This is a genomic window from uncultured Comamonas sp. (assembly GCF_964277875.1).
Taxonomy (GTDB): domain Bacteria; phylum Pseudomonadota; class Gammaproteobacteria; order Burkholderiales; family Burkholderiaceae_C; genus Comamonas; species Comamonas sediminis.
The window spans coordinates 82190-104321 of record NZ_CAXYJV010000050.1; the positions used below are offsets into that span (position 1 = coordinate 82190).

Annotated in this window: 17 protein-coding genes; 10 read left to right on the forward strand and 7 right to left on the reverse strand. The window is 62.7% G+C overall.

Annotated features, from left to right (window positions below):
- Positions 1-44: 44 nt before the first annotated feature.
- The 6 genes from ACHWUQ_RS21340 to ACHWUQ_RS21365 form a co-directional block, all read right to left on the reverse strand.
- Positions 45-752 carry a hypothetical protein gene (locus ACHWUQ_RS21340; protein WP_312836275.1) on the reverse strand — a complete coding sequence of 236 codons (708 nt, stop codon included), beginning with the start codon at positions 750-752 and terminating at the stop codon, positions 45-47.
- A gap of 14 nt (positions 753-766) precedes the next feature.
- A complete protein-coding gene (zapE, locus tag ACHWUQ_RS21345) occupies positions 767-1870 on the reverse strand; it encodes a cell division protein ZapE (RefSeq protein ID WP_239812158.1) in 1104 nt (367 codons plus the stop codon).
- Between the two features lie 113 nt (positions 1871-1983).
- Complete coding sequence (gene lpdA / locus ACHWUQ_RS21350) at positions 1984-3411, reverse strand: dihydrolipoyl dehydrogenase (protein WP_230778264.1); 1428 nt, start codon at positions 3409-3411, stop codon at positions 1984-1986.
- Positions 3412-3413: 2 nt separating this feature from the next.
- Positions 3414-3923 carry a hypothetical protein gene (locus ACHWUQ_RS21355; protein ID WP_394682389.1) on the reverse strand — a complete coding sequence of 170 codons (510 nt, stop codon included), beginning with the start codon at positions 3921-3923 and terminating at the stop codon, positions 3414-3416.
- Between the two features lie 18 nt (positions 3924-3941).
- Complete coding sequence (gene odhB / locus ACHWUQ_RS21360; RefSeq protein ID WP_312530614.1) at positions 3942-5204, reverse strand: 2-oxoglutarate dehydrogenase complex dihydrolipoyllysine-residue succinyltransferase; 1263 nt, start codon at positions 5202-5204, stop codon at positions 3942-3944.
- Positions 5205-5243: 39 nt separating this feature from the next.
- Complete coding sequence (locus ACHWUQ_RS21365) at positions 5244-8123, reverse strand: 2-oxoglutarate dehydrogenase E1 component (RefSeq protein WP_394682390.1); 2880 nt, start codon at positions 8121-8123, stop codon at positions 5244-5246.
- A gap of 247 nt (positions 8124-8370) precedes the next feature.
- On the opposite strand from ACHWUQ_RS21365, the gene ACHWUQ_RS21370 reads away from it, so the two are divergent.
- The 9 genes from ACHWUQ_RS21370 (at position 8371) to prmB (ending at position 18802) form a co-directional block, all read left to right on the forward strand.
- On the forward strand, positions 8371-9456 hold the full coding sequence (locus tag ACHWUQ_RS21370) for an AI-2E family transporter (RefSeq protein WP_239812700.1): 1086 nt from the start codon (positions 8371-8373) through the stop codon (positions 9454-9456).
- Between the two features lie 53 nt (positions 9457-9509).
- Positions 9510-10580: a GTP pyrophosphokinase family protein gene (locus ACHWUQ_RS21375; protein ID WP_239812163.1), complete on the forward strand. Its 1071-nt coding sequence runs from the start codon at positions 9510-9512 to the stop codon at positions 10578-10580.
- Positions 10581-10866: 286 nt separating this feature from the next.
- Complete coding sequence (locus ACHWUQ_RS21380) at positions 10867-12195, forward strand: polyhydroxyalkanoate depolymerase (RefSeq protein WP_312409188.1); 1329 nt, start codon at positions 10867-10869, stop codon at positions 12193-12195.
- Positions 12192-12965 carry an RnfABCDGE type electron transport complex subunit B gene (locus tag ACHWUQ_RS21385; RefSeq protein WP_394682391.1) on the forward strand — a complete coding sequence of 258 codons (774 nt, stop codon included), beginning with the start codon at positions 12192-12194 and terminating at the stop codon, positions 12963-12965. Before ACHWUQ_RS21380 ends, ACHWUQ_RS21385 begins: the two co-directional genes overlap by 4 nt.
- 104 nt (positions 12966-13069) lie before the next feature.
- Positions 13070-14278 carry a succinyldiaminopimelate transaminase gene (dapC, locus tag ACHWUQ_RS21390; RefSeq protein ID WP_394682392.1) on the forward strand — a complete coding sequence of 403 codons (1209 nt, stop codon included), beginning with the start codon at positions 13070-13072 and terminating at the stop codon, positions 14276-14278.
- A gap of 3 nt (positions 14279-14281) precedes the next feature.
- Entirely contained in the window at positions 14282-15106 is an 825-nt protein-coding gene (dapD, locus tag ACHWUQ_RS21395; RefSeq protein ID WP_312409189.1) for a 2,3,4,5-tetrahydropyridine-2,6-dicarboxylate N-succinyltransferase, read from the forward strand.
- A 289-nt stretch (positions 15107-15395) separates the two neighbouring features.
- The gene (locus ACHWUQ_RS21400) at positions 15396-16556 is read left to right on the forward strand and encodes a PilT/PilU family type 4a pilus ATPase (RefSeq protein WP_230778243.1); all 1161 of its coding nucleotides are present in this window, start codon (positions 15396-15398) and stop codon (positions 16554-16556) included.
- A gap of 103 nt (positions 16557-16659) precedes the next feature.
- Positions 16660-17808 (forward strand): succinyl-diaminopimelate desuccinylase, encoded by a 1149-nt coding sequence (gene dapE, locus ACHWUQ_RS21405; protein ID WP_239812167.1) that lies wholly within the window; start codon positions 16660-16662, stop codon positions 17806-17808.
- An 82-nt stretch (positions 17809-17890) separates the two neighbouring features.
- A complete protein-coding gene (gene prmB / locus ACHWUQ_RS21410) occupies positions 17891-18802 on the forward strand; it encodes a 50S ribosomal protein L3 N(5)-glutamine methyltransferase (protein ID WP_394682393.1) in 912 nt (303 codons plus the stop codon).
- 155 nt (positions 18803-18957) lie between these two features.
- Here prmB and ACHWUQ_RS21415 read toward each other — a convergent pair whose 3' ends face one another.
- Complete coding sequence (locus ACHWUQ_RS21415) at positions 18958-19836, reverse strand: ferritin-like domain-containing protein (RefSeq protein ID WP_373448988.1); 879 nt, start codon at positions 19834-19836, stop codon at positions 18958-18960.
- 241 nt (positions 19837-20077) lie between these two features.
- Here ACHWUQ_RS21415 and ACHWUQ_RS21420 point away from each other — a divergent pair, with 241 nt between their 5' ends.
- Positions 20078-22129, forward strand: coding sequence for an ATP-binding cassette domain-containing protein (locus tag ACHWUQ_RS21420; protein ID WP_312451392.1), 2052 nt, complete (start codon positions 20078-20080; stop codon positions 22127-22129).
- Positions 22130-22132: the final 3 nt, after the last annotated feature.

Here is a 22132-nt window from a genome sequence, read left to right on the forward strand (position 1 = left end):
GTCGTTACCAGAGGCGCAGCCCGTACCGGGCCCTGCGCTGCGGTTTACTGGGGCACGGGCAGAGGAGCCGCCTTGCGCTTGCCCTCGTGCTCCTTCATGCGTTTTTCATGGGCCTCCAGCCGCCGCTGCGCGGCCTGCTGCTTGGCATCGTATTCTTCTTGGGCTTGACTGATGTTGTCGGGGCGCTCTGCATTCTGGCGCTGCTGCGCGCGCTGCTTGCTGTCGAGCTTGCCCGCCTGGCTGGTAGCGCGGCGGGCAGCGTCCTGCTCGCGGCGCTGCTGCTGCTCGGCCATACTCTCGGCATTGCGCTTGGGCGCATGGCTGCTGCGCTGGGCCGCCTGCTCGTCATGCTCCTTCTGGCGCTGTTCCAGATCGGGCTGATTCAGCGCACCACCATCCAGTGTGGGGTGCTTGCGCTCAAAATCGTTTTGCTTGGACGCACGCGAAGCACGCTGGTTGGCGGTTTTCTCTTCGCGCTCCTGCGCGTTGATGGCGAGCTCGCGCTGGCGCAGCGCGCGCTCTTCGGTGTTGTACTGGCTGCGCACCTTCTGCAGGCAGTCCGTCACCGCAAAGTGCTGGTAGCAGATCTTTTCATTGTTGGCCAGACGCGCTTCGCTGTCCTTGCGCTCCTGCGAAATCTGGGCCCGCGCCTGCGTGCGCTCCTGCGCATTCGAGGTCTTGCCGGAGGCCGCATGGGCCAGGCTGCCGGCAGTCAGCAGCAGCAACAAAGTCAGGGTGTTCAAACGAGGCATGGTGCCCTCTCCTGTCAGGTCAGCGCGGTGTCGACCACGCGCCGCTCCAGCGACAAATACTCCTGCGACTGCATCTCGTTGAGGCGCGAGACGGTGCGCGGAAACTCATGGGACAGCGGCCCTTCGGTGTAGAGCTGCTCCGGTGGCACCGCCGCCGACATGATGAGCTTGACCCGGCGGTCATAGAGCACATCGACCAGCCAGGTGAAGCGGCGGGCGGGCGAGGCCATGTTGACGAACATCTGCGGCACATTGGACAGCAGCACGGTGTGGAACTGGGTGGCCAGCTCCAGGTAGTCGTTCTGCGAGCGCGGATTGACGCAGAGCTCATGGAAATCGAACCAGATCACGCCGCCCGCACGCCGGCGCGGCTTGAGCTCGCGCGACTCAATCTTGAACACCGGCTTCTCGTCGGGCACTTCGGCGAGCTGGCCAAAGGTCTGCTCCATCGCCGCATCGGCCTCGGGCCCCAGCGGGCAATGGTAGAGCTGGGCCAGCTCCAGTGCGCGGCGGCGGTAGTCCGTGCCATTGTCGACGTTGATCACATCCATGCGCTCGTTGAGCAGATCGATGGCCGGCAGGATGCGGTCGCGGTGCAGGCCGTCGGGGTAGAGGCCATCGGGCGTGAAGTTGGAGGTGGTGACAAAGCCCACGCCGTTGTTGAACAGCGCCAACAGCAAGCGGTAGAGGATCATCGCATCGGTGATGTCCGCCACATGGAACTCATCAAAGCAGATGAGCTTGTACTTCTTGGCGATCCTGGCGCCCAGCACATCGAGCGGGTCCTGCGTGCCCTTGAGCAAGGTCAGCTCGCGCTGCACCTCGCGCATGAACTCATGGAAATGCAGACGCACCTTGCGGCGCAGTGGCACGGCATTGAAAAAGCAATCCATGATGAAGCTCTTGCCGCGCCCCACCCCGCCGTACATGTAGACCCCGCGCGGAATGTCGGGGTGGTTGATCAGCTTCTTGATCGGGTTCGAGCGCTTGTTCTTGTACTGCTCCCAGGCATCGGCACAGCGCTGCAAGGCCTCCACCGCACGCATCTGTGCCGGATCACTTTGAAAACCCTTGGCCTTGAGTTCGGCCTCGTATGCATCTCTTACCGCTGTACCCATGGGTGTCTCAATCTCTTGTTGCTCTAAGAACCTGTTGACGGTCTTCTAAATGACATAGCCTCTGGCGCAGAACCCATCTGCACCAGAGGCTATTTTCACCTAAATCTTCAGGATCAGAAGTTCAGGGTGCGCTTGTCCACGGCCAGTGCCGCTTCCTTGGTCGCTTCCGACAGCGATGGGTGGGCGTGGCAGATGCGGGCGATGTCTTCGCTCGATGCCTTGAACTCCATCGCCACCACGGCTTCGGAGATCAGCTCCGAGACCATCGGGCCAACCATGTGCACGCCCAGGATTTCGTCGGTCGTGGCATCTGCCAGGAACTTGACCATGCCGGTGGTGTCGCCCAGCGCACGTGCGCGGCCATTGGCCAGGAACGGGAAGGTGCCTGCCTTGTAGGCGACGCCGTCGGCCTTGAGCTGCTGCTCGGTGCGGCCCACCCAGGCGATTTCAGGGCTGGTGTAGATCACCCATGGGATGGTCGCAAAGTTCACATGGCCGTGTTGACCGGCAATGCGCTCGGCCACGGCAACGCCCTCTTCCTCGGCCTTGTGGGCCAGCATCGGGCCACGCACCACATCGCCCACCGCCCACACGCCGGGCAGGTTGGTCTTGCAGTTCTCGTCGACGACAATCGCGCCACGCTCGTCCAGCGCCAGGCCCACTGCTTCGGGGTTCAGACCAATGGTGTTGGCCACGCGGCCGATGGACACGATCAGGCGGTCCACGTCCAGTTGCTGGGCTTCACCCTTGGCGTTGGTGTAGCTGATCTGCACACCCTTCTTGTCGGCCTTGATGTCGCCGACCTTGACGCCCAGCTCGATCTTCAGGCCTTGCTTGTCAAAGGACTTCTTGGCTTCCTTGGCGATTTGCTCGTCCACGGCTGGCAGGAACTTGTCCATGCCTTCGAGCACCGTCACTTCGGTGCCCAGGCGGCGCCAGACCGAGCCCATTTCCAGGCCGATCACGCCAGCACCGATCAGGGCCAGCTTCTTGGGCGCGGCGCCCAGACGCAGTGCGCCATCGTTGGACAGGATGCGGTCTTCGTCGAAAGGCGCGCCAGGCAGCGCGCGGGCATTGGAGCCGGTGGCCACAATGATCTGCTTGCCGGTGATGGATTCCTCTTCCTTGCCCGCGACCTTGATTTCATAGCCGCCATCGGCGGCCTTCACGAAGGAGCCACGGCCGTGGAAGAAGGTGACCTTGTTCTTCTTGAACAGGTACTGGATGCCGTCGTTGTTCTGCTTGACGACGTTATCCTTGCGGGCAATCATCTTGGCCACATCCATGCTGACCTTGCCGGTCGAGATGCCGTGGTCCGCAAAATGCAGATTGGCGTGCTCGAAATGCTCGGACGACTGCAGCAGTGCCTTCGACGGAATGCAACCGACGTTGGTGCAGGTGCCGCCCAGTGCAGGGCCGCCGGCTGCGTTCTTCCACTCGTCGATACATGCCACCTGCATGCCCAGCTGGGCTGCACGGATGGCCGCTACATAACCGCCGGGGCCGCCGCCGATCACGACGACATCAAATTGCTTGCTCATGATTAATCCAATGGTGTTAGTTCAAAACTGCCCTGGTGCAATGCCACACCGAAGAGGCCCGTCTTGGTAGTCAGTTGTTCGTCGTTTTGGCGACCGAACGTCAAGGTGGTGCCGGGATGGGTGCGGCAGACGAACATGAAGGAGCCGGACTCCAGACACACAATCTTGCCGCCAGCGCGCATCGCGGCCCAGCCCATCTCTTCATAGCCCCTGGCCTTGAAAGGGATGAGCGGCAGCGGCGCTCCCGGCTCACCGACAAATGAAATGGCCCATTGCGGGCCATTTCCGTCCGCCTTCGCGCCGGGCACCTCCTTGGCGGATGTGATCGGGCGGATGCGAACCTGTGCGGGAGCGGGCACACCACGGCGCGCGGCCTGTGTGCCTGCTGCCCACTGGAAGCGGTAGTCACCACTCCAGCTTTGCGTGGCCACATCCTGCGCAGCAGGACGGGGCAAGGTGCCGCAGGCGCCCAGCACGAGTGCGGACGCTGCAGCCACCAGAACACGTAGCATCACTGCCCGGCGACCCGATTACAGGTCGAACAGCAGACGCGATGGATCTTCCAGCGCATCCTTCATCGCCACCAGGCCCAGCACGGCTTCGCGGCCGTCGATGATGCGGTGGTCGTAGGACATCGCGAAGTAGTTCATCGGACGCACCACCACCTGGCCGTTTTCGACCACAGCGCGGTCCTTGGTCGCGTGCACGCCCAGGATGGCCGATTGGGGCGGGTTGATGATGGGGGTGGACATCATCGAGCCGAAGGTGCCACCGTTAGAGATGGAGAACGTGCCGCCGGTCATGTCTTCGATGCCCAGCTTGCCGTCAGCAGCCTTCTTGCCGAACTCGGCGATCTTCTTTTCGATGTCGGCGAAGCTCATCTGGTCTGCATTGCGCAGGATGGGCACCACCAGACCGCGTGGCGAGCCCACGGCGATACCGATGTCGAAGTAGCCGTGGTAGATGATGTCGGTGCCATCGACCGAGGCGTTCAGCACGGGGTACTTTTTCAGTGCGTGCACTGCGGCCTTCACGAAGAAGGACATGAAGCCCAGCTTGACGCCGTGTTCCTTGGTGAAGTCGTCCTGGAACTTCTTGCGCAGCGCCATCACCGGTGCCATGTTCACTTCGTTGAACGTGGTCAGGATCGCGTTGGTCGACTGCGATTGCAGCAGACGCTCAGCAATACGGGCACGCAGACGGCTCATCGGCACGCGCTGCTCTGGACGCTCGCCCAGGTCCTGGGCAGCGGCGGGCGATGCCACCTGGGGCAGCGACTTGGTCGGTGCGCCGGTCGGGATCACGCCAGCAGTGGACTTGACGCCACCGGCCACAGCGGCCAGCACATCACCCTTGGTGACGCGGCCATCCTTGCCGGAGCCGGCCACGGCGCCGACCGACAGGTTGTTGTCCGCCAGCAGCTTGGCAGCGGCAGGCATCGCGACGTCGCCCTTGTTGCCACCGGCAGCTGCAGGCGCAGCGGCGGGGGCGGGAGCGGCGGCAGCTGGGGCAGGCGCTGCGGCTGCAGGGGCGGCAGCGGCACCGGCCACGGCTTCGGTGTCGATCTTGGCGATCAGCTGGTCAGCGATGACGGTAGCGCCGTCGCCTTGCACGATCTCGGTCAGCACGCCAGCGGCGGGGGCTGGCACTTCGAGCACGACCTTGTCGGTTTCGATCTCGATCAGGATTTCGTCGACAGCAACAGCTTCACCGGCCTTCTTCTTCCAGGTGAGCATGGTGGCTTCAGCGACCGACTCGGACAGCTGTGGGACTTTGACTTCTACGATTGCCATAACAATTCTTTCTGTATTCGTTAAATGCTGAACTCGTGCTTACTTGGTCAGCACAAAGCCTTTGAGCTTGCCGAATGCGCCTTCGACCAGCGCCTTTTGCTGCTCTTGGTGAAGGTGCGAATAGCCCACTGCAGGCGATGCCGAAGCGGCGCGGCCGGAGTAGCCCAGCTTTTGGCCGTCGAGCATGTTCTCGTGGATGTAGTGCTGCACGAAGAACCATGCACCCTGGTTTTGCGGCTCGTCCTGGCACCACATTACTTCCTTGGCGGCGCTGTACTTTTTCAGTTCAGCGGCAAAGGCCTTGTGGGGGAACGGATAGAGCTGCTCGACGCGGATGATGGCCACATCGGTGCTGCCTTCTTCGCTGCGCTTCTTGACCAGGTCGTAGTAGACCTTGCCCGAGCAGGCGATCACGCGCTTTACCTTGGCGGCATTGGCGACGATGGCCTCATCGCGCTCACCGATCACCGTCTGGAAGCCACCGGAGGTGAATTCCGACACGGGCGAAGTCGCGTCCTTGTTACGCAGCAGCGACTTGGGGGTCATGATGATCAGCGGCTTGCGCAGCGGACGCACCATCTGGCGGCGCAGCAAATGGAAGATCTGCGCAGCCGTGGTGGGCTGGGTCACTTGCATGTTCTGGTCAGCCGACAGCTGCATGAAACGCTCCAGGCGAGCCGAGCTGTGCTCAGGGCCCTGGCCTTCGTAGCCGTGAGGCAGCATCAGAGTCAGACCGTTGATACGGCCCCACTTGACTTCACCGGAGGCGATGAACTGGTCGATCACCACTTGGGCGCCGTTGGCGAAGTCGCCGAACTGCGCTTCCCAGATCACCAAGGTGTTGGGATCGTTGGACGCGTAGCCGTATTCGAAGCCCAGCACTGCCTCTTCCGACAGGATGGAGTCGATCACGGTGAACGGAGCCTGGTTGTCGGCCACGTTCTGCAGTGGGATGTAGGTGCCTTCGTCCCACTTTTCACGCTTTTGGTCGTGCACGACCGAGTGGCGGTGGGTAAAGGTGCCACGGCCGCTGTCTTCACCCGACAGGCGGATGGGGTAGCCCGACGCCACCAGCGACGCGTAGGCCATGGTTTCACCCATGCCCCAGTCGACGTTGATGTCACCACGGCCCATCGCTGCACGGTCGTCGTACACCTTCTTGACCAGCTGGTGCGGGTTCACCGAGTCAGGCAGGGTTGTGACACGCTCGGCCAGACGCTTCCACTCGGCCACTGGAATGGCGGTGTCGGCACTGTCGGTCCACTTCTGCTTGAGGAAGGGGCTCCAGTCCACGGCGTACTGGCTCTTGAAGTTGGTCAGCACCGGATCCACCGTGTGCTTGCCCGCATCCATGGCAGCGCGGTAGGCCTTGACCATGTCGTCGCCCAAGGTCTCGCCCAGGCCTTGCGTGGCCAGCTTGTCGGCATACAGCTTGCGCGTGCCGGGGTGCTGGGCAATCTTCTTGTACATCAGCGGCTGGGTCAGCGCAGGGGTGTCCTGCTCGTTGTGACCGAGCTTGCGGTAGCAGATGATGTCGACCACGACATCCTTGGAGAATTCCATGCGGAAGTCCAAAGCCATCTGCATCGCCAGCGCCACCGCTTCCGGATCATCGCCGTTCACGTGCAGCACGGGCGAGTCGATCATCTTGACGATGTCCGTGCAATACGTGGTTGAGCGCAGATCGCGGGGATCGGAGGTCGTGAAACCAATCTGGTTGTTGATGATGATGTGCACCGTGCCACCCGTGGTGTAGCCACGGGTTTCGGACAGTGCCAGCGTTTCCTGGTTCACGCCCTGGCCGGCAAAGGCCGCGTCACCGTGCACCAGCACGGGCAGCACTTGCTTGCCCTGGGGATCGTTGCGGCGGTCCATGCGCGAGCGCACCGAGCCTTCGACCACGGGGTTGACGATTTCCAGGTGCGAGGGGTTGAAGGCCAGCGACAGGTGGACGGGGCCGCCCACGGTCGACACGTCGGAGCTGAAGCCCTGGTGGTACTTCACGTCGCCCGCGGTCAGCTCTTCAGGAGCGGTGTGGTCGAACTCGGCAAACAGGTCCTTGGGCATCTTGCCCAAGGTGTTGACCAGCACGTTCAGACGGCCACGGTGGGCCATGCCGATGACGATTTCCTGCACGCCGGTCTGGCCAGCGGCATTGATCAGCTGGTCCATCGCAACGATGAAGGACTCGCCGCCTTCGAGCGAGAAGCGCTTCTGACCCACATACTTGGTATGCAGGAAACGCTCCAGGCCTTCGGCCGCCGTCAGGCGATCGAGAATGCGCTTTTTCTGGTCGGCGTTGAAGGCGGGCTTGCTGCGAATGGTTTCGAGCTTTTGCTGCCACCAGCGCTTCTGGTTCTGCTCGGCGGTGTACATGTACTCCGCACCCAGCGTGCCGCAGTAGGTTTCGCGCAGTGCATTGAGCAGCTCGCGCAGCGTCATCGATTCCTTGCCGAAGAACGTGTTGCTGATGTTGAACACGGTTTCCTGGTCGGCGTCGGTGAAGCCGTAGAAGGCGGGATCGAGCTCAGGAATTTCGGGGCGTTCTTGGCGCTTGAGCGGATCCAGATCGGCCCAGCGTGCGCCGACGTTGCGGTACGCAGCGATCAGCTGCTGCACTGCGGTGCGCTTGCGGCCCAGTTCCGAATCAGCACCAGACGCTACCACCACCTTGGTCACGCCCTGCTTGGCGCGCTCGGCGAAGGCATTGACTACGGGAAGATGAGGGACGTCCTTGGCGTTGCTGCCGTCCAATGCGGGGACGTTTTGCAGTGCATCAAAGTAAGCGCGCCAGGTGTCTGGTACGCTGCCTGGATTGGCCAGGTAGTTCTCATACATCTCTTCGACATAGGGGGCATTGCCGCCGAAAAGATAGGTGTTGCCTTGGTAGGCTTGATACACAGAGTTTGTATCGCTCATTTTCTCCGCTGACCTCCGCTTTCCTCTGGAAAGCATTAGCTGGTGCATATAAACAACCTTCCGCGACACGGCTGAACCGATTGGCGGATGCGACTGTGGCTGGGAAGGGCCGATCAACCGGTATTGTGCCACTTCCGTCTGGGCTTGTCCTTCGAAGGCCTTGCGCCAGCGGACACAGGCCTGGAATAGCGTAGGTTTATGCAGGAACCAGATACATTTGCGCTATCCATTCACACCGATGCGCTCGATGTTCAACAACCACTCTCTTCACGACAAAGCATTCATCTTGCTGCTAATAGGCGTCAGCATTGCTTTTTTTGCCGTGCTTTTCCCCTTTCAGGGCGCCGTTTTCTGGGCCGTGATCTTCGCTGTTGTGTTTACGCCTCTACACAAAAAAATACTGGTTCGCCTCCCCAAATACCCGACTATCGCGGCCTTGATTACGCTGATTCTGTGCCTGGTGCTGGTGATCCTGCCGCTGATCCTGCTGAGCATCTCCCTGGCCAAGGAAGCGGCCACTATCTATGAAAGCGTGCACTCGGGCGAAATGAATTTCGGCCAGTACTTCCAGCAGATCTACAACGCCATGCCCCAGTGGGTGCTGGACCTGCTGGCCCGCTTCAACCTGAACGATCCCAAGGTCGTGCAGGAGAAGGTCTCGGGCATCTCGGTGCAGGCCAGCCAGTATGTGGCCACCAAGGTGCTGGCCATCGGCCAGAACACGATGGGCTTCCTGGTGAGCTTCTGCATCATGCTCTACCTGCTGTTCTTCTTCCTGCGCGACGGCAAGACATTGATCCGCAAGATCCTGGCCGCCACGCCGCTCGATGATGCGCACAAGCGCAAGCTCGGCGCCAAATTCATCACCGTGGTGCGCGCCACGGTCAAGGGAAACCTGGCCGTTGCTGCCACCCAGGGCGCGCTGGGCGGCATCATTTTCTGGATTCTGGGCATTGAGGCATCGCTGCTGTGGGGCGTTGTGATGGCCTTCCTGTCGCTGCTGCCTGCCGTCGGTGCAGCCATTGTCTGGGGCCCCGTCGCCATTTATTACTTTGCGACAGGCTCCACGACCGAAGGCCTCATTCTGGCGGCCTACGGTGCCGGCATCATGGGCATGGTCGACAACGTGCTGCGGCCGCTGCTGGTGGGCAAGGACACGAAGATGCCCGACTACCTGATCCTGATCTCCACGTTGGGCGGGTTGTCGCTGTTCGGCCTCACCGGTTTCGTCATCGGCCCGCTGATTGCCGCGCTGTTCATTGCCGTCTGGGATCTTTTTGCGCCCCAGGCCCACATCAGCGATTCCGCAGAGGTAGACAATAGCGCCAGGTAACCTTTTCTTCTGGTGGGCGCACGGCGCCTGCCCTTTCTTTGCTGCCCCGACCCATGCCCGCTCGCGATTTTGAATCCCGCAAACAGGAGTTCCTGGATTTCTATGCCGCCCAGTTGCCCACCCTCAAGGCAGCGGCGGCTTCGTTCAATGCGCTGATCCACGCCATTTTGAGCAACCTCGAAGGCGTCAACATCGCCAAGTTCGAGTGCCGGGTGAAGACTGCCGACGAATGCGTGCGCAAGTTCAAGCGCAAGTACCGCAACTTCGTCGAAGACCAGTCCGAAGACTATGCCATCCAGGACTACATCACCGACCTGATCGGCGTGCGCGTGGTCTGTCTCTATGAGGACGAACCACCGGCGATCATGTCCCGCGTGCGCGAGTACTTTGATGTGATCGAGATCACCGACAAGACCTCGCCAATGGAAGACTCGGAGTCCGAGTTTGGCTACAAGGGCATCCACATGGACCTGCGGCTCAATGCGCAGCAAGCGCAGCTGACCGAACACCAGGCCTATGCCGACCAGGCGTTCGAGCTGCAGATCCGCACGATCATCCAGGACTCCTGGAGCGAGCTGGACCACAAGATCAAGTACAAGAAGTCCATCCCGACCAATCTCAAGCGCCGCATCAACATCCTGTCTGCGCTGTTTGAACTGGCGGACCGCGAGTTCCTGCAGATCCGCAACGAAACCAGCCAGGCCCTGGCGCTCTCGCGGGCCGAGGACGAGGCCGAGGGCGCCTTTGGCGACGGACTGAGCGACAACAACGAACCGCTCGATGCCTTCAGCTTTGTCGCCTTTGGCCACAAGCACTTTCCGGGCTATGAGTTCGACCCGCAGAAGGTGGAGTTCTTCCTCGACGAGCTGCTGCATGACTTTGCCGTGCGCCACGCGGGCTGGCTGTTTGCCGTGGTGCAAAAGCATGTCACCACAGTGCGACACTACAAGGCAGACTTCCAGCACCGCTATCCATCCAGCAGCTTCAACCCCTTCACGGTCATGCGCCACTGCCTCTATCTGGAAGACAAGCAGCGCTTTCGCAAAACGCTGCGCAACTCCGCCCGCGAGGCCTTTGAAGAGTGGCTGCAGCGGCAGCCGGCCAACAGCACCAGCGAAGATTAAGCACCGCAGCGCTGGCCGCCTCAGGCCGTGCGCCAGGAGCCTACGCATACGCCGGAACAATACTCTAGCAAGGCCCTCAGCCATTAGCTAAAGTCAATCTTTGTCAACCGGGCCAGCCGCCCTGCCGCATTGCAGCGGCCATGCGGCTGCCAGGCGCGGTTAGCACAATGCAGACAAAGGCGCAGAACCCGGTTTTCAGCCCCCTCCCCGTGTTTACGAGCATGCACGACCGTGCTTTTTGACACAGGCTACTGCTATATTGCAACGCAACATCCACGGAGTTTTGATGCTGTACCAACTGTATGAAACCCAGCGGGCCCTGATGGAGCCCTTCGCAGAATACGCCCACGCCACATCGAAGATGCTGAGCAATCCGCTGTGGCCGATCAGCCAGACCAACACGGCCCAGCGCGCCTCGGCGGGCTTTGACCTGTTCTACCGGCTCGGCAAGGACTATGAGAAGCCCGCTTTCGGCATCAACACTGTCGAGGCCAATGGCCATGAGATCGCGATCCACGAGCGCGTCGAGCTGACCAAGCCCTTTTGCGAGCTGCGCCGTTTCAAGCGCTTCTCCGATGACCAGACCAGCCTGGCGGCGATGAAGCAGCAGCCCGTGGTACTGGTTGTGGCACCGTTGTCGGGCCATTACGCCACCTTGCTGCGCGAGACCGTGCGCACCATGCTGGCGGACCACAAGGTCTACATCACCGACTGGACCAATGCGCGCCTGGTGCCGCAAAGCGAAGGCATCTTCCACCTTGATGACTATGTGAACTATGTGCAGGAGTTCATCCGCCACATCCAGGGTATCTATGGCAACTGCCATGTGGTGAGCGTCTGCCAACCCACGGTGCCGGTGCTCGCTGCCGTGTCGCTGATGGCCAGCCGTGGCGAGAAGACACCGCTGTCGATGACGATGATGGGCGGCCCCATCGATGCCCGCAAATCGCCCACCACGGTGAACAACCTGGCCACCACGCACGACCTGCAGTGGTTCGAGTCGAATGTGATCCATCCGGTGCCAGGCAACTTCCCGGGTGCCGGCCGCCTGGTCTACCCCGGCTTCCTGCAGCACATGGGCTTTGTCAGCATGAACCCCGACCGCCATGCGATGAGCCACTACGACTACTTCAAGGACCTGCTCAAGGGCAACGAAGACAGCGCCGAGCACCACCGCAAGTTCTACGACGAGTACAACGCCGTGCTTGACATGGATGCGGCCTACTACCTGGAAACCATCAAGACCGTGTTCCAGGACTTTGCACTGGTCAAGGGCACCTGGGAGGTGCGCTCCCCCGAAGGCAACCTGGAGCTGGTCAAGCCGCAGGACATCCGCCACAGCGCGCTGCTGACGGTCGAAGGCGAGCTCGATGACATCTCCGGCTCCGGCCAGACCCAGGCGGCGCATGATCTGTGTACCGGCCTCAAGGCGGTCGACACCCGTCACTTCGAGGTCAAGGGCGCGGGCCACTACGGCATCTTCAGCGGCAAGCGCTGGCGCACCATGGTCTACCCGATGCTCAAGGACTTCATCCTCGCCAACAACCGTGTCGAGGAGCGCCCAGGCAACGTAAAATCGGCGACTTCCAAGCAAAATACCTTGCACACGGTGTGACCGACTTTCTCAAAACAAGCCACCAGCCAGCCTCTGCGCTGGCTGTTTTCATTGGCGCCATTGATGCGGCCCTGCCGCAGACCCAGTGCACGCGCTGCGGCTACCCCGACTGCCACCACTATGCCCAGGCCATTGCTCAGGGCCAGGCGCCGATCAACCAATGCCCGCCCGGCGGCCAGGAAGGCGTGGTACGCCTGGCGGCCATCACCGGCCAGGCCGCGCTGCCGCTGAACCCCGACAACGGGCTGGAATCCGTGCGCGTCATCGCCAGGATCGATGAGAACTGGTGCATCGGCTGCACCTTGTGCATCAAAGCCTGCCCGACCGATGCCATCCTGGGCGCGAACAAGCGCATGCACACCGTGATTCCCGAGGCCTGCACCGGCTGCGAGCTCTGCCTGCCGGTTTGCCCGGTGGATTGCATCGAGCTGGACAATGCCAGCGGTGATGCCACCGGCTGGGCCGCCTGGAGCCCGGCGCAGGCCGACGAGGCCCGGCTGCGCTACCACAGGCACCAGCAGCGCCTGGACGGCGCCTACCGCCCGCAGGCATCCGCCCCAGCGGCCAGCGCAACCAGCGCGCCGCGCGCTGCCCCTGCAGGGCTAAGTGCCCAAGCGGCTCAGGCGGCTGCCGTCAGTGCGGCGGCAGCGCAAAATAACGCGGCCAGCAAGGCCAACCTCGCAGCGCCAGCCGCAGCCGACAAAAAGGCAATCCTGGCCGCCATTTTGGCCAAAGCCAAGCAGCAACAAGGCGGCAAGCCCTCGTCTTAATGGCTGCAAGGCGCTGGAGGCCTGGCAAAGGCCGCCAAGCCCCTACCGGGCATGACAGAACGGCGCAAAAAAAACGAGCGCCTCTGCACCATAATGGCTGGCTTATGAACCCCTTGCTCCAGAAACTGCAGCCCTACCCGTTTGAGCGCCTGCGCCAGTTGTTTGCCGGTGTGACACCGTCCGCAGACAAGTCGCCCATCAGCCTGGGTATCGGTGAGCCCCGCCACCCCACCCCCGCCTTCATTGAGCAAGCGCTCTCGGACAACCTGGCCGGCCTGTCGGTCTACCCTGCCACCGCTGGCACGCCGGCACTGCGCGAGGCTTTTGCCAAATGGCTATCGACCCGCTACGGCCTGCAGGTCGATGGGCAAAAGCACACCCTGCCGGTCAATGGCAGCCGTGAGGCGCTGTTTGCCTTCACGCAAACGGTGGTGGACAGCAGCAAGCCCGACCCGGTCGTGCTCTGCCCCAACCCCTTCTACCAAATCTACGAAGGCGCGGCCCTGCTTGCAGGCGCCACGCCCTATTACGTGCCCAGTATCGCCAGCAAGAACTTTGCGGTGGACTGGGCCAGCGTGCCCGAGGACATCTGGCAGCGCACCCAGCTGATCTTTGTCTGCTCGCCAGGCAACCCCACCGGCGCCGTGATGCCGCTCGACGAGTGGAAAAAGCTGTTTGAACTCTCCGACCGCTATGGCTTTGTCATTGCCTCGGACGAGTGCTACAGCGAAATCTACTTCCGCGACGAGCCACCGCTGGGCGGCATGCAGGCGGCAGCGCAGCTGGGCCGCAGCGATTTCCGCCGCCTGGTCTCTTTCACCAGTCTGTCCAAGCGCAGCAATGTGCCGGGCCTGCGCAGCGGTTTTGTCGCCGGTGACGCCGAGTTGATCAAGGCCTTCACGCTCTACCGCACCTACCAGGGCGGCGCGATGAGCCCGCCGGTGCAGGCGGCCAGCATTGCGGCCTGGGGCGACGAGCGCCATGTCGAGGACAACCGCGAGCAGTACCGCCGCAAATTTGCCGAAGTCACGCCGGTGCTGTCAGCAGTGATGGACGTGCAACTGCCCGATGCCAGCTTCTACCTCTGGGCCGGCGTGCCCGCGCATATGGGCTTGTCAGACACCGAGTTCGCGCGCGAACTCTATGCCCAATACAATGTCACGGTTCTGCCAGGCAGCTATCTGGCCCGTGACTTCAATGGCAGCAATCCTGGCGCTGGCCGCATCCGCATGGCCCTGGTCGCCCAGACCGCCGAATGCCTGGAAGCCGCCCAGCGCATTGCCCAATTCATTCAATCCTGGAAAAAAGCCTAAACCATGACGCAACAACTGCAAACCATCATCGAATCCGCCTGGGAAGCCCGCACGACGCTCTCGCCTGCCTCGGCACCCAAAGAAATCGTCGATGCAGTCGACCATGTCATCAACGCCCTGGACAAGGGCGAGCTGCGCGTGGCCACCCGTGAAGGCGTGGGCCAATGGACCGTGCACCAGTGGATCAAGAAGGCCGTGCTGCTGTCGTTCCGCCTCAAGGACAACGCGCTGGTGCAGGCCGGCGACCTGAACTTCTACGACAAGGTGCCGACCAAGTACGCCGGCATGTCCGAAGCCGACATCGCCGCCACCGGCGTGCGCGTGGTGCCGCCTGCCGTGGCACGCCGCGGCAGCTTTGTGGCCAAGGGCGCCATCCTGATGCCTTCCTACGTGAACATCGGCGCCTATGTGGGCGAAGGCACGATGGTCGACACCTGGGCCACCGTGGGCTCGTGCGCACAAGTGGGCAAGAACGTTCACCTGTCGGGCGGTGTGGGCCTGGGCGGCGTGCTCGAACCCCTGCAAGCCAACCCCACCATCATTGAAGACAACTGCTTCATCGGCGCCCGCTCCGAAATCGTTGAAGGCGTGATCGTCGAAGAAAACTCCGTCATCTCGATGGGCGTGTACATCAGCCAGTCCACGAAGATCTACAACCGCATGACCGGCGAAGTCAGCTACGGCCGCGTGCCTTCAGGCTCGGTCGTGGTGAGCGGCTCCATGCCTGCCAAGGACGGCAGCCACAGCCTGTACTGCGCGGTGATCGTCAAGCAAGTGACGCCCGAGACCCGCGCCAAGACCAGCATCAACGACCTGCTGCGCGACTGATCTGCCGCCGAGGCGATCAACCAGCCCTGCAAGCTTTGCGCTGCAGGGCTTTTTTGTCGCCGCTTTGCGCCCCGCCAGGCTGCGGCGAGGATGCAACATCGTTTATTCAGCGCCTGGCTAAGCCTACAATCCAAGATCGTGTTTACGATGTCCTCGCGCCGCGACAGCAGTTTTGCGGGATGGGACACGCTCGGGCGGCACCTGGCCGGGCATTTCAACGCCACGGTCCCTGCGGACTGGAGTGAATTTGTAAACACGTTCTAAGCACAAATCACTGGAGGGATCTGACATGGGAACCATGGAGCGAATCTTGCGCCTGATGGCGGACAACAAAGCCTCGGATGTCTATCTGTCAGCCAATGCGCCCGCGCTGGTCAAGATCCAGGGCGAGTGCATTCCCCTCAACAACCAGACCTTGACGCCCGATGCGCCACGCACCTTGCTGGCCGAGATCGTACCGCCCGAGCGCATTGAAGAGCTCGACGAAACCGGTGAGCTCAACATCGGTGTGCCACTCGAAGGCGTGGGCCGCTTCCGGGTCAGCGCGATGCACCAGCGCGGCAGCTGCGCCGTCGTCATCCGCTATGTGCCGCAGGACATTCCGAGCCTGGAGCAGCTCGAGCTGCCCGAGATCTTCCAGGAACTCATCATGGCCCGGCGCGGCCTGGTGCTGTTTGTCGGTGCCACCGGCTCGGGCAAGAGCACCTCGCTGGCGGCGATGATCGACCACCGCAATGGCCAGCAAAGCGGCCACATCCTGACGGTGGAAGACCCGATCGAGTACCAGTTCTCCAACCGCCGCTCCATCATCAACCAGCGTGAAGTGGGCAGCGATACCGCCTCTTTGCAAACCGCGCTGAAGAATGCACTGCGCCAGGCGCCTGACGTGATCATGATCGGCGAAATCCGTGACCGCGAAACCATGTCGGCCGCCATTGCCTATGCGCAATCGGGCCACCTGTGCCTGGCCACCTTGCACGGCAACAACAGCTACCACGCGCTCAACCGGATCCTGAGCTTCTACCCTGTCGAAGTCCGGCCCACGATGCTGGGCGACCTCGCATCGGCGCTGCGCGCCGTCGTGTCGCAGCGGCTGGTCAAGACCGTCACCGGCAAGCGCACCGCGGCCATCGAGGTGATGCTCAACACCAAGCTGGTGGGCGAGATGATCGAGCAAGGCAACTTCTCGGCCGTGCGCGAGGCGATGGAAAAGTCCATGGCCGAAGGCTCGGTCACCTTTGAAGGCGCGCTGGCCGCGCTCATCCACAGTGGCAAGATCAGCCGCGAGGAAGGCCTGGCCAATTCCGACTCGCCCACCAACCTGATGTGGCGCCTGCAAAACGACTTCCAGATGGCGGCCAATGCGGCCAAGGCCCAGGTGGCCGCCAAGCCCGAGCTGGACGACGCGGCCTCGTTCACGGAAATCGTGCTCGACGTGAACCAAGAGTAAGATAGCGGCCGTTGCCCTGCACCACGCCCCCGTGGCAATACGCCTTGAATGCGGCCTGCGGGCCGCATTGTTGTTGACCTCTCCGCCCCACCCTTTTGACGCCATGTCCCGCACCCTGCAACTGACCGAGCAACTGATCGCCCGTCCCTCCGTGACGCCCAACGACGAGGGCTGTCTGGAAATGATTTCCGACCTGCTCCAACCGCTGGGTTTTGCCTGCGAGCGCATGGACAGCGGCCCCGACAGCTTTCGGGTGAGCAACCTCTGGGCGCTGCGCCGCAGCGGCGTGGCGGGCGCCAAGACCGTGGTCTTTGTCGGCCATACCGATGTGGTGCCCACCGGTCCGCTGGAACAGTGGAACTCGCACCCCTTCACCCCCTCGCACCGCGATGGCAAGCTCTACGGCCGTGGCGCCAGCGACATGAAAACCTCGATCGCCGCCTTTGTCGTGGCCGCCGAGGAGTTTGTCGCCCAGAACGCTGCAGCGCCGCTGGATATTGCGCTGCTGCTGACCAGCGACGAAGAAGGCCCGAGCGTGGATGGCACGGCGGTGGTCGTCGAGCAGCTGCGCCAGCGCGGCCAGGTGCTGGACTACTGCCTGGTGGGCGAACCCACTGCGGTGCAGAAGCTGGGGGACATGGTCAAGAACGGCCGGCGCGGCAGCCTGACCGGCAAGCTCACCATCCATGGCGTGCAAGGCCATATCGCCTACCCGCAGCTGGCCCGCAACCCCATCCACCAGGGCCTGGGCGCGCTGGGCGAGCTGGCCGCCACGGTGTGGGACGAAGGCAATGCCTTCTTTCCGCCCACCAGCTTCCAGATGAGCAATATCCATGCAGGCACGGGTGCTGGCAATGTGATCCCGGGCCAGATGGTGGTGGACTTCAACTTCCGCTTCAGCACCGAATCGACGGCCGAGAACCTCAAGGCCCGTGTCAAATCCACCCTGGAGCGCCATGCGCTCGAGTACGACCTCAAATGGACGCTGGGCGGCAAGCCCTTTCTGACCACACCAGGCGTGCTGGTGACTGCCGTGCAGCAGGCCATCCGCGACGAGGTGGGTCTGGAAACCGCCCTCTCGACCACCGGCGGCACCAGCGATGGCCGTTTTGTCGCCGACATCTGCCCGGAAGTCATCGAGATCGGCCCGTCGAACGCCACCATCCACAAGATCGACGAGTGCGTGGCCGTGGCCGATATCGAGCCGCTGAAAAACATCTACCGCCGCATTCTGGAAAACCTGGCACGCTAAGCCAGCAGTCGGATAGCCGTGGCGCCTTGCGGCTGTCATCAAGCCTACAATGGCGGTCTTTGATTTTTGCCTGAGTTGAGCCATGACCACCATCCGCACCCTGATTGATGACAGCGCAGATGCACTGCGCACTGCTGGTGTGCATTTTGGCCATGGCACCACCAATGCGGAAGACGAAGCCAGCTGGCTGGTGCTCTGGTCGCTGGGCCTGCCGGTGGACAGCGACACCAGCCCGGATGGCGCCGACTCGGTCGCGAACCAGGCGGTCAGCGATGAACAGCGCGTCAAGCTCGAACAACTGGTGGCCGAGCGCATCCGCAGCCGCAAGCCCGCCGCCTACCTGACCCAGCAGGCCTGGCTGCAGGGCGTGCCCTTCTACATCGACGAGCGCTCCATCGTGCCGCGCAGCCTGATCGCCGAGCTGCTGGCCGATGGCAGCATTGACGACTGGCTGAGCGACAAGACCCGCCTGGTGCTGGACCTGTGCACCGGCAATGGCAGCCTGGCCTGCCTGGCGGCCATGGCCTACCCCGATGTGCAGGTCACCGGCGCCGACCTGTCGGCCGATGCGCTGGCCGTGGCCCGCATCAACGTGGACCAGCATGGCCTGCAGGAGCGTGTGCAGCTGGTGCAGTCGGACGGCATGGCCAACGCACACGGCCCCTGGGATCTGATCCTCTGCAACCCGCCCTATGTCAATGCCCAGAGCATGGCGAGCCTGCCGCTGGAATACCAGGCCGAGCCTGTGCTGGCGCTGGCCGGTGGCGAGGATGGCATGGACTTTGTGCGCGGCCTGATTCTGGAGCTGCCCCAGCGCCTGAGCGAAGACGGTGTGCTGGTGCTCGAGATCGGCAACGAGCGTGCTTTTTTCGAGGCCGCCTTTCCCGGCCTGCCGGTGTTCTGGATGGACACCAGCGCCGGCGACGACCAGGTGCTGCTGCTGACCCGCGAGGCGCTGATGCACTGGTCGCAGGAGCAACCCACGCAGCTCTAATCGGATCCAGGTTTGCCTTAGAGCCGCTAACACGACCCAGCAAACCGAAGGTTTGCGATTGAGACGAGGTGTCAAGCCGCAGGCAGTACAGACGTACGACAAGGCTTGGCGCGGCCGGCGAGGCAACGATGTATCAAGGGTTGTGTTAGCGGCCCTTAGTAAGCCAGCATTCGGCAGGCCAGCCGGCTGATCGGCCGGTGCAGGCAGGATTCCAGCTTGGGCGGCAGCAGCATGGGCTTGAGCAGCATCTGCACCGCCAGCTGGGCCGGCAGGCCGGTGCTGATCAGGTGGTAGATGCGCTGGGCCACCGCATCGAAGCTGCGCTGCCGGTCGCTGAACAGCTGGCCCTTGTTGGCATACACATGGCGCAGCGCAACGTCCGAGTCGCTCTCGCGCAATTCCTTCAGGCGGCTGTACAGCGCCTGGGCAATGCGCAACCGGCCCACGGGCTCTTGGGCCTGCAGGCTTTTGAAGTAGGCCAGGAAATGCTTGAAGTGCCCGACCTCGTCATTGCGGATATGGCCCAGCAGCCCCGTGAGCACCGGCTCGTTGCTGAGCGAGCGCAGGGTATGGTAGTAGGCGGTAGTGCCGGTCTCCACCACGCAGCGTGCCACCATCTCCAGGCGCGGATCCTCCAGCAGCGCTTCCTGCGTGCACAGCAGTGAATACTCGGCAAAAAAGCTGTCATAGGCTTTTTGCCAGTCAAAACTGGGCCACACGGTCTCCACATAGCGCCGCAGCGATTCGCCATGCTGCAGTTCCTCATGCTCCCAGCGGTCTTCCAGCCAGTGCTGGATGTCCGGGTAGCGGGCGTAGTGCGCGCCGAGGTTGGCCGCATACGTGTCCGAGCCGGTCTCGACAAAGGAGGCGCTCATCAGCAGGTAGAACATGTCCTCGTCCTGCGCGACCGCAGCATGGTCGATATGCGCATAGTCAATGTCGGCCAGCCGCCAGTGGTGCCGGGCGGAAACCGCCTCTCCTGCATCCTGGTGGCCATCGGCGGACCGTCCATGTATTTCAGAGGCTGTCGTCATAGCACTGTCCTTGTGGTTGCCATCGCTGAAATATGGCGTTTGCACATGGCAGTATGGCCCTGCTGCAGCCGCTTGGATAGCCTGAGCATGTGACTGATTCCTACTCCCATTTCCACTGACAACAGGTCGAGGCGGCGGCCTACACGCATTTTGCAAGCGCCAGCGCTAGGGCCGGCCCACCAACGACTATGCCCTCCAAGCCCCTGGGCCAAGCCCAGGGCGGCGATAATCGGAGCCATTCATGATTACGCTGAAAAATATCACCCTGCGCCGCGGCACCAAAGTGCTGCTTGACGGCGTCACCACCACCATCAACCCGGGCGAATCGGTGGGCCTGGTCGGCCGCAACGGCGCCGGCAAGTCCACGTTGTTTGCGCTGCTCAACGGCTCGCTGACGGAGGACGGTGGCGATTTCCACATCCCCGCCCAGTGGCGCATGGGCCAGGTGGCCCAGCACATGCCCGAAACCGATGAATCAGCCACCCAGTTCGTGCTGGAAGGTGATACCCGTCTGGTCGAAGTGCAGGCCCAGCTGGAGGCTGCCGAGGCCTCTGGCGATGGCATGGCCCTGGCCCAGGCCTATGCCGACCTGGCCGATGCCGGTGCCCACGATGCCGTGCCCCGCGCACAGGCGCTGATCCTGGGCCTGGGCTTCAAGGTGCAGGAGCTGGAACACCCGGTCAACAGCTTCTCGGGCGGGTGGCGCATGCGCCTGCAGCTGGCCCGCGCGCTGATGTGCCCCAGCGATCTGCTGCTGCTCGACGAGCCGACCAACCACTTGGACCTGGACGCCCTCGTCTGGCTCGAAGCCTGGCTCAAGCGCTACCCCGGCACCCTGATCACCATCAGCCACGACCGCGAGTTTCTCGATGCGATCACCAATGTCACGTTGCAGATCCAGGGTGGGCAGCTGACGCGCTACGGCGGCAACTACAGCCGCTTCGAAGAGCTGCGTGCCCAGCAGCTGGAGCTGCAGCAGGCCAGCTTTGCCAAGCAGCAAGAGAAGATGGCGCATCTGCAGAAGTTCATTGACCGCTTCAAGGCCAAGGCCAGCAAGGCCAAGCAGGCGCAAAGCCGGGTCAAGCAGCTCGACCGCATGGAAAAGATTGCGCCGGTGCTGGCCGAGGCCGAGTTCACCTTCGAGTTCAAGGAACCGGCCAACCTGCCCAACCCGATGCTGGCCATCACCGATGCCGCCTTTGGCTACGAGGACGAGGACGGCAAGCAGACCACGATTCTGCAAGGTGTCAACCGCTCGGTGCTGGCAGGCCAGCGCATCGGTATTCTGGGCGCCAACGGCCAGGGTAAATCGACCCTGGTCAAGACCATTGCCCGCGAGATGAAGGCGCTGGCCGGTACCGTGACTGAGGGCAAGGGCCTCAACATCGGCTACTTTGCCCAGCAGGAGCTGGACGTGCTGCGCCCCAGCGAGAACCCGCTGGAGCACATGATCCGCCTGGCCAAGGAAATCGGCAGCGAAGGCAACAGCGCCCGCGAGCAGGATCTGCGCAATTTCCTGGGCACCTTCAATTTCAGCGGCGACATGGTCAAGCAGGCCGTGGGCAGCATGAGCGGTGGCGAAAAAGCCCGTCTGGTGCTGGCGATGATCGTCTGGCAGCGCCCCAACCTGCTGCTGCTCGATGAGCCAACCAACCACCTGGACCTGGCCACCCGTGAAGCGCTGGCGATGGCACTGAACGACTTTGACGGCACCGTCATGCTGGTCAGCCATGACCGCCATTTGTTGCGCGCCGTCTGCGAAGACTTCTGGATGGTCGGCCGGGGCCAGGTCGGCCCCTTCGATGGCGACCTGGACGACTACCAGCGCTACCTGCTGGACGAATCCAAGCGCCTGCGCGAAGAGGCCCGCCAGGCCGATATGCAATCGCGCAGCAAGGATGCAGCACCCGCACCCCAGGCTGCGCCTGTCGCCGCACCGGTGGCAGTAGCACCCGCGCCCGCCCCCGCGCCTGCCCCCGCCAAGGCCGAGCCCGTGGGCGACCCCAAGGAAGCGCGCCGCCTCGCTGCATTGGCCCGCCAGCAACTGGCCGACAAGACCAAGCCCTTCAAGAAAGAGCTGGAACAGATCGACAAGAAGCTGCCCCAGCTCAACACCCAGCGCGATGCGCTGGAGACCAAGCTGGCAACCCCCGGTCTGTCGGGCGCGGACATCGTCGACGCCGGCAAGCAGCTGAGCGCCGTCAATGGCGAGATCGAGCAGCTCGAAGAGCGCTGGCTGGAACTGTCCGAGCAGATCGAGGCGATCAGCCAGGAGCTGAACGCGACCGCGTAAAGG